This window comes from Mycobacterium sp., assembly GCF_044370595.1.
Classification (GTDB): Bacteria; Actinomycetota; Actinomycetes; order Mycobacteriales; family Mycobacteriaceae; genus Mycobacterium.
On the sequence record NZ_JBILVF010000034.1, the window covers coordinates 20,830 to 28,220 of the forward strand.

The 7,391-nt window shown below is 67.2% G+C and carries 6 protein-coding genes; 4 read left to right on the top strand and 2 right to left on the bottom strand.

What is annotated here, in order from left to right:
- Window positions 1-2 precede the first annotated feature (2 nt).
- From nuoL to nuoN, 3 genes are read left to right on the top strand one after another with little or no spacing between them, the layout of a single operon-like run.
- Complete coding sequence (gene nuoL / locus ADBZ5N_RS07250; protein WP_526256814.1) at window positions 3-1,925, top strand: NADH-quinone oxidoreductase subunit L; 1,923 nt, start codon at window positions 3-5, stop codon at window positions 1,923-1,925.
- Entirely contained in the window at window positions 1,922-3,511 is a 1,590-nt protein-coding gene (locus ADBZ5N_RS07255; protein ID WP_526256820.1) for an NADH-quinone oxidoreductase subunit M, read from the top strand. Before nuoL ends, ADBZ5N_RS07255 begins: the two co-directional genes overlap by 4 nt.
- Window positions 3,508-5,097: an NADH-quinone oxidoreductase subunit NuoN gene (gene nuoN, locus ADBZ5N_RS07260; protein ID WP_526256815.1), complete on the top strand. Its 1,590-nt coding sequence runs from the start codon at window positions 3,508-3,510 to the stop codon at window positions 5,095-5,097. Before ADBZ5N_RS07255 ends, nuoN begins: the two co-directional genes overlap by 4 nt.
- 31 nt (window positions 5,098-5,128) lie before the next feature.
- Here the strand turns inward: nuoN and ADBZ5N_RS07265 are convergent, their stop codons facing one another.
- Window positions 5,129-5,572 (bottom strand): DUF2252 family protein, encoded by a 444-nt coding sequence (locus tag ADBZ5N_RS07265; protein ID WP_526256816.1) that lies wholly within the window; start codon window positions 5,570-5,572, stop codon window positions 5,129-5,131.
- 29 nt (window positions 5,573-5,601) lie between these two features.
- Complete coding sequence (locus tag ADBZ5N_RS07270; RefSeq protein ID WP_526256817.1) at window positions 5,602-5,766, bottom strand: DUF2252 family protein; 165 nt, start codon at window positions 5,764-5,766, stop codon at window positions 5,602-5,604.
- A gap of 348 nt (window positions 5,767-6,114) precedes the next feature.
- On the opposite strand from ADBZ5N_RS07270, the gene ADBZ5N_RS07275 reads away from it, so the two are divergent.
- A partial coding sequence (locus ADBZ5N_RS07275) for an AMP-binding protein (RefSeq protein WP_526256818.1) occupies window positions 6,115-7,391 on the top strand: 1,277 nt, incomplete at its 3' end.

Sequence of the window (7,391 nt, forward strand, 5' to 3'; positions counted from 1 at the left end):
GCGTGACGACACTGCTGTGGCTGACTATCGCGCTGCCCCTGGCCGGTTCGGCGGTGTTGCTGCTGGGCGGCCGGGCCACCGATGCCTGGGGACACCTGCTGGGCTGCGCGACGGTGATCGGTTCGTTTTTCTGCGGGGCAGCGCTTTTCGCTCATCTACTCGGCGCACCCGCCGAGGAAAGGATCGTCCACGACACGCTGTTCTCCTGGGTGCCGGTGGGTGCGCTGCGGGTGGACTTCGGCCTGCAACTCGACGCACTGTCGGTGTGTTTTGTCCTGCTGATCACCGGCGTGGGCGCGCTGATCCACCTCTACTCGGTCGGCTACATGGCGCATGACCCGGACCGCAGAAGGTTTTTCGCCTACCTCAACCTGTTCGTCGCCGCCATGCTGCTGCTGGTGCTGGCCGACAACTACCTCGGCCTCTACGCCGGCTGGGAGGGCGTCGGTCTGGCGTCCTATCTGCTGATCGGATTCTGGTCGGCCAAACCCAGTGCGGCCGCCGCGGCCAAGAAGGCGTTCGTGGTCAACCGGGTCGGCGACATGGGTTTGGCGGCGGCGCTGATGGTGCTGTTCGCCACCGTCGGGTCGGTCAACTTCGACGAGGTGTTCAGCGCCGCACCGCAGATGAGCGAAGCAACGCTGACCGCCGTCGGCCTGCTGCTGCTCCTCGGGGCGTGCGGCAAAAGCGCGCAGGTCCCGTTGCAGTCCTGGCTCGGCGATGCCATGGAGGGCCCCACCCCGGTGTCGGCACTGATCCATGCCGCCACCATGGTGACCGCCGGGGTGTACCTGATCGTCCGGTCCGGTCCGGTGTTCAACCTCAGCCCGGCCGCCCAGACCGCGGTGGTCATCGTCGGCGCGGTGACGCTGCTGTTCGGTGCGATCATCGGCTGCGCCAAGGACGACATCAAAAAGGCATTGGCCGCATCCACCATGAGCCAGATCGGCTACATGGTGCTCGCCGCCGGCCTCGGCCCGGCCGGCTACGCGGTGGCGATCCTGCACCTGCTCACCCACGGGTTCTTCAAAGCAGGCCTGTTCCTGGGCGCCGGGTCGGTGATGCACGCCATGGACGACGAGACCGACATGCGCCGCTACGGCGGGCTACGCACGCTGCTTCCGGTCACCTTCGCCACCTTCGGGTTGGGCTATCTGGCCATCATCGGTGTGCCGCCGTTCGCCGGGTTCTTCTCCAAGGACGCCATCATCGAAACGGCGCTCAATGCAGGGGGATTCAAAGGCTGGCTGCTGGGCGGGGCGACGCTGCTCGGGGCGGCGATCACCGCGTTCTACATGACCCGGGTGATGCTGCTGACCTTCTTCGGCCAGCGTCGCTGGCAGGCTACCTCGGGGGCAGGCGAAGCCTCCGGGGAGGTGACGGACCCCCATCCGCACGAGTCCCCCGCCGTGATGACGATGCCGATGATCATTCTCGCGATCGGCTCGGTCGGCGCCGGTGCGGTGCTCACAGTGGGCCACACCCTGCGGGATTGGCTGGAACCCGTCGTCGGCAAACATGAAGCCCACCATGCGGTTCCGGTATGGGTGACCACCGCGCTGGCGCTAACCGCCGTCGCCGTCGGCGTCGCCGTGGCCTACCGTCAGTACGCCGGCCGGGATGTGCCGCAGGCCGCGCCGCAGGACGTTTCGGCACTCACCGTGGCAGCTCGCCGCGATCTCTACGGCGACGCGGTCAATGAGGCGGTGTTCATGCGAGGCGGCCAGCAGCTCACCCGGGCGCTTGTGGCGGTCGACGACGTCGCCGTGGAGGGCAGCGTCACCGGGGTCACCGCCGGGGTCCGCGGGTTCTCCGACCGCCTGCGTGGCCTGCAAACCGGCTATGCGCGTTCCTATGCACTCTCCATGCTCGCCGGCGCCGGGTTGTTCGCCGGCGCAGTGCTACTCGCGGCGATGTGGCGGTGATGGGCATGCCGTGGCTCAGTGTGTTGTGGGCGCTGCCCCTGCTCGGGGCGGTGGTCATCCTCGTGCTGCCGTCCGCGCTGGGCGCCGGCGCCAAGTACCTCGGGCTGGCGGTATCGACGGCAGTGCTGGCCGTCGCCCTAATCCTTGCAGTGCGCTTCGACCCGGCCGGTCCGCGCTACCAATTCGTCGAAGACCATCAGTGGATCCGCTCGTTCGGCTCCGGCTACATCCTGGGCGTCGACGGTATCGCGCTGGCGCTGGTGCTGCTCACCGCGGGGCTGATGCCGCTGCTGCTGATCGCCGGCTGGCATGACGCCGACGACCGGCCCGGCCTGCGCGGGCGCGGCCCGCACGGGTACGTCGCGCTCATGCTGGCCGTCGAGGGCATGGTGCTGATGTCGCTGATTTCCCTGGACATCCTGCTGTTCTACATTTTCTTTGAGGCGATGCTGATCCCGATGTACTTCCTCATCGGCGGGTTCGGCGGCCGGGATCGGTCGGGATCCGGCGCCGCCGGCTCGGCAGCTGCGGCCGCGGCACTGAAGTTCCTGCTGTACAACCTCTTCGGCGGTCTGATCATGTTGGCCGCCCTGGTCGGGCTGTATGTGGCGACCGCCAACTCGGGGGCGTTTTCCGGCGGCACGTTCGACGTCCGCGCCATCGCCGCAGCCGTCGCCGACGGCAGCTTCGCCCTCCAGCCCGCCGCGGCCCACCTCATCTTCGCCGGCTTCCTGTTCGCCTTCGCGGTCAAGGCGCCGCTGTGGCCGTTGCACCGGTGGCTGCCCGACGCGGCTGTGCACGCCACCCCCGCTGCGGCGGTGTTGATGATGGCGGTGATGGACAAGGTGGGCACCTTCGGGATGCTGCGCTACTGCCTGCCGCTGTTTCCCGACTCGGCGGTGCTGTTTCGCCCCGTCGTCGTCACACTCGCGGTCATCGGCATCATCTACGGCGCCATCCTCGCGATCGGCCAGACCGACGTGATGCGGCTGATCTCCTACACCTCGATCAGCCACTTCGGCTTCATCATCCTCGGCATCTTCGTGATGACCAGCCAGGGCCAGTCCGGCTCCACGCTCTACATGGTCAACCACGGAATCGCCACGGCCGCACTGTTTCTGATCGCCGGATTCCTGGTCAGCCGGCGCGGCACCCGCGCCATCGCCGCCTACGGCGGAGTGCAGAAGGTGGCTCCGGTGCTGGCGGGCACCTTCCTGGTCGCGGGGTTGGCCACCCTGGCGCTGCCCGGGTTGGGTCCGTTCATCAGCGAGTTCCTGGTACTCATCGGGACCTTCACCCGCTACCCGGCAGTCGCGGTGCTGGCCGCGCTGGCCCTGGTGCTCTCGGCGGTCTACGTGCTGTGGACCTACCAGCGGATGATGACCGGCCCGGTCAGCGACGGCAACGAGGAACTCACCGACCTGCGGCCGCGGGAACTGCTGGTAGTGGCCCCGCTGATCGCCCTGCTGGTGGTACTCGGCGTCTACCCCAAGCCCGCCCTCGACGTGATCAACCCGGCCGTGGAGAGGACGCTGTCCGACATCGGCCAGAATGACCCGGCGCCCACCCTGGGGGCGGCGAAATGATTGCGCCCAGTGTCGAATACGGGGTGCTGTACCCGATCCTGATCGTGTTTGGCGTCGCGGTCTCCGGTGTGCTCACCGAAGCGTTCGCACCCCGGCAGGCCCGCTACCCGGTCCAACTGGCTCTCAGTCTCGGAGGTCTGCTCGCCGCGTTCGTCGGTGTGGTCGGGGTGTATCGCGGCCTCGGCGCGGGCCGCGGCCAGGCGGCGGCGGTCGGCGCGGTGATTGTCGACCGGCCCGCACTGTTCCTGCAAGGCACCGTCCTGCTCGTCGCGGTGCTCGGGGTGATGCTGATCGCGCAGCGTGGATCCCGCAGCGCGGATGCAGGTTTGGACGCCTTCACCCCGCAGGCCTCCGCGGTGCCGGGCAGCCTGGCCGAGCAGGTCGCCACCAAAGCCGGCGTCGCGCAGACCGAGGTGTTTCCACTGACCATGTTCGCCGTCGGCGGGATGATGCTCTTCGGCGCCGCCGGTGATCTGCTGACCATGTTCATCGCCCTGGAAGTGCTGTCCCTGCCGCTGTACCTGATGTGCGGCCTGGCCCGCCACCGCCGCCTGCTCTCCCAAGAGGCGGCGCTGAAATACTTTCTGCTGGGGGCGTTCTCGTCGGCGTTCTTCCTCTACGGGATGGCGCTGCTGTACGGCTACGCCGGGACACTGAGCATCAGCGGGATCGCCTCCGCGGTGCGCGCCGGCGCCCATGACACCACGCTGGCCCAAGACACCACGCTGGCCCAAGACACCACGCTGGCACTGTTGGGCACCGCACTGGTGACCGTGGCCCTGCTGTTCAAGGTCGGCGCGGTGCCGTTCCACTCCTGGGTGCCCGACGTGTATCAGGGTGCCCCGACCCCGATCACCGCCTTCATGGCGGCGGCCACCAAGATCGCCGCGTTCGGCGCGCTGATGCGGCTGCTGTACGTCGCGGTGCCGGAGTTGAAGGATCAGTGGCGGCCGGTGCTGTGGGCGGTGGCGATCCTGACCATGGTGTTGGGCACGATCGCCGCCGTCACGCAGCGCGACGTCAAACGATTGCTGGCGTACTCCGCTGTGGCCCATACCGGTTTCCTGCTCACCGGGGTCCTCGCCGCCAACGACGCCGGGGTGTCGGGCACATTGTTCTACCTGGCCGCCTACGGGTTCAGCACGGTGGGTGCGTTCGCGGTGGTCAGCGTGGTGCGAGGCGCGGATGGTGTCGAGCAGACCGAACTGGCCCGCTGGGCCGGGTTGGGCCGCCGATTCCCGGTGGCCGGTGGGGTGTTCGCTCTGTTCCTGCTGTCGTTGGCCGGGATCCCGCTGACTGCCGGATTCGTCAGCAAGTTCGCCGTGTTCAAGGCCGCCGGCGAGGGCGGGGCCATCGCGCTGGTGATCGTCGGTGTCATCGCCAGTGCCATCGCCGCCTACTTCTATGTGCGGGTGATCGTGCTGATGTTCTTCACCGACCCGCCCGAGGATGCACCGGAGGTCGCCCCGCCCGGCCCGCTGAGTGTGGCGGCGATCGGGGTGACGGCGGTGATCACCGTCGCCCTCGGCGTGCTGCCTCAGCCACTGCTGGACCTTGCCGATTCCGCGGCAGAGTTCCTGTCATGATCCGCGGTGAGGCGCCGGGTGCCCCGGCCGCTCACATCAGAGGGTCGTCGGCGACCGGAATGCGGCCGGCCCTCGCCGCGGCCTGTAACTCGTGGAAGTCCTCGAGTGTCTTGTCCGCGTAGGCATAGGACCATCGCAGGATCGCGTCGCCGACAGCGTCGCCGCTGCCCACATACCCGCGCAGCAAGGAGGCGTTGACGCTCTGGGCGTGGGCTCGCGCCAGGGACAACGCGCAGGCTCCGACGTACTTGCCGAACACCTGCGGCGACATACCCTCGGTCTGGACGCTGCCCTTCATATCCTGGAACTGGCGAACGTAGTAGTCCCGGCCGTCTATGCGCAGGATCCCCAGAAAGACGTCGGACATCGCCTGCAGGATCCGTTGCCCGGAAACCACCCGCGCCCCGTGCCCCAATGCCCGCTCGGCGACGGCCAGCGCCTCGGGTTGCCGGCGCCGGCCGTATTGATCCAGCACTGACTGATTGGCTTGTTTGACTTGCAGGATCAGCGGAGAGCCGTCCGGGCCGGTGAGGATGAGCAGGTCCGGATGGTCTTCTCGCTGTAGCCGGCGTGGCGACCGCCGACGATCGCGCTGGTGACCAGCCGCTTGAGATCCCATTCGGCCGGAGCGACGGCGTCGCTGATCACCGTGCCTTTGAAGCCGTACACACGCCACAGTTGCTTCCTCGTCTATCACCTCCTCCCTTCTGCTGATCTGCCGTTGTCTTCTGATGCGCCGTGGGTTGATGCGACTGTCACTCCGTCGGACCCGCGTCGGCGGCCCAGTCGATGACTTTTCGGAATTCCTCGGGGGTCTCACGGGTGCCAGGCACTGCGGTGGCCACACCGCGGTGAATGCTCCTCCAATTACAGCAATTCCAACTCTCAGTATGACCAGAATCCGGAAAGCATTGCGCGACTGTCAGCCCGAACACGACCGGTACTGGACTCAGGTGGACTGACTTCGAATTCTCTTTCCGGGCACGCGGGCGTGGCCGCGACCCTAAAGTTCGGCAGATGAGCTTCAATCTGTCCACGATTTTCAAGACCGTCGCGGCCACCGTGCCTGATCAAGAGGCCATCGTCTGGCGCGACAAGCGGTATACCTACGCCGAAGCGGACGCCCGCATCGATGGCGTTGCCCACTCCCTCGTCGAACGAGGCCTGGGTTGCCATACCGAACGCGACGTCTTGGAGAACCACCAGTCCGGGCAGGATCACCTGGGGCTCTACATGCGCAACGGCAACGAACACCTCGAGGCGATGATCGCTGCCTATCGCGCGCGGGTGGCGCCGTTCAACATCAACTTCCGCTATGTCGAGCAGGAACTGATCTATCTACTGACCGATGCCAATGCTCGCGCGTTGGTGTATGCGGGCGAGTTCGCCCCGCAGGTGCAGTCCATCCGAGACCGGTTGCCCAACTTGGAGGTCCTCATCCAGGTCGACGACGGCTCCGGCAACCCCCTGCTGGAAGGTGCGGTGGACTACGAATCCATCATCGGTACACCCGAACCCGCGGGCGGTATGCCCACTCCCAGCCCCGATGACGTCTATCTCCTCTACACCGGAGGCACCACCGGCATGCCCAAGGGCGTGCTGTGGCGGCAGCACGACGTCTTCATCTCAGCGATGGGCGGCCGGCCGTTCGGCGCCGACAAGGATCTGGAGTCCTACGACGAATTAATCGCGCAGGTAAGGGCTTCCGGTGGCTCACGCTCGCTGCTGTTGATCCCGCCGTTGATGCACGGCGCGGCCCAATGGGGAGCCTTCAACACCATCAGCACCGGCGGCGTGATCGTCATCCCCGACGATGTGGTCCGGTTCGACGCCGACAATGTTCTACGCCTGGCCGAACGCGAGCGCATCTTCACCATTCCGGTGGTGGGCGACGTGATGGTGCGGCCGTTGCTCGACGCCTATGAGGCCGGCGACTACGACCTGTCCGCGGTCTTCTGCTTCAGTAACGGCGGCGCCCCGCTGTCGCCGACAGTGCGCGAGCGCCTTCTGACGTTGCTGCCAAACGTGATCGTGCTCGACTCCGTCGGATCCTCGGAGTCTGGCGTTCTGCTGGCCACGATCTCGTCGAAAGACCAAGCCGCGCCGACGGACACCGCCACCTTCACGCCGGAAGAGGGCACCGGTGTGGTCTCCGCCGACTGCACGACAGCGTTGAAGCCCGGCGACGGCGAAGGCTGGCTGGCGCGGCGGGGTTACGCGCCGCTGGGGTATCTCGGCGACGCCGACAAGACAGCCCGCACCTTCCCCACGATCGACGGCGCACGCTGGTCGGT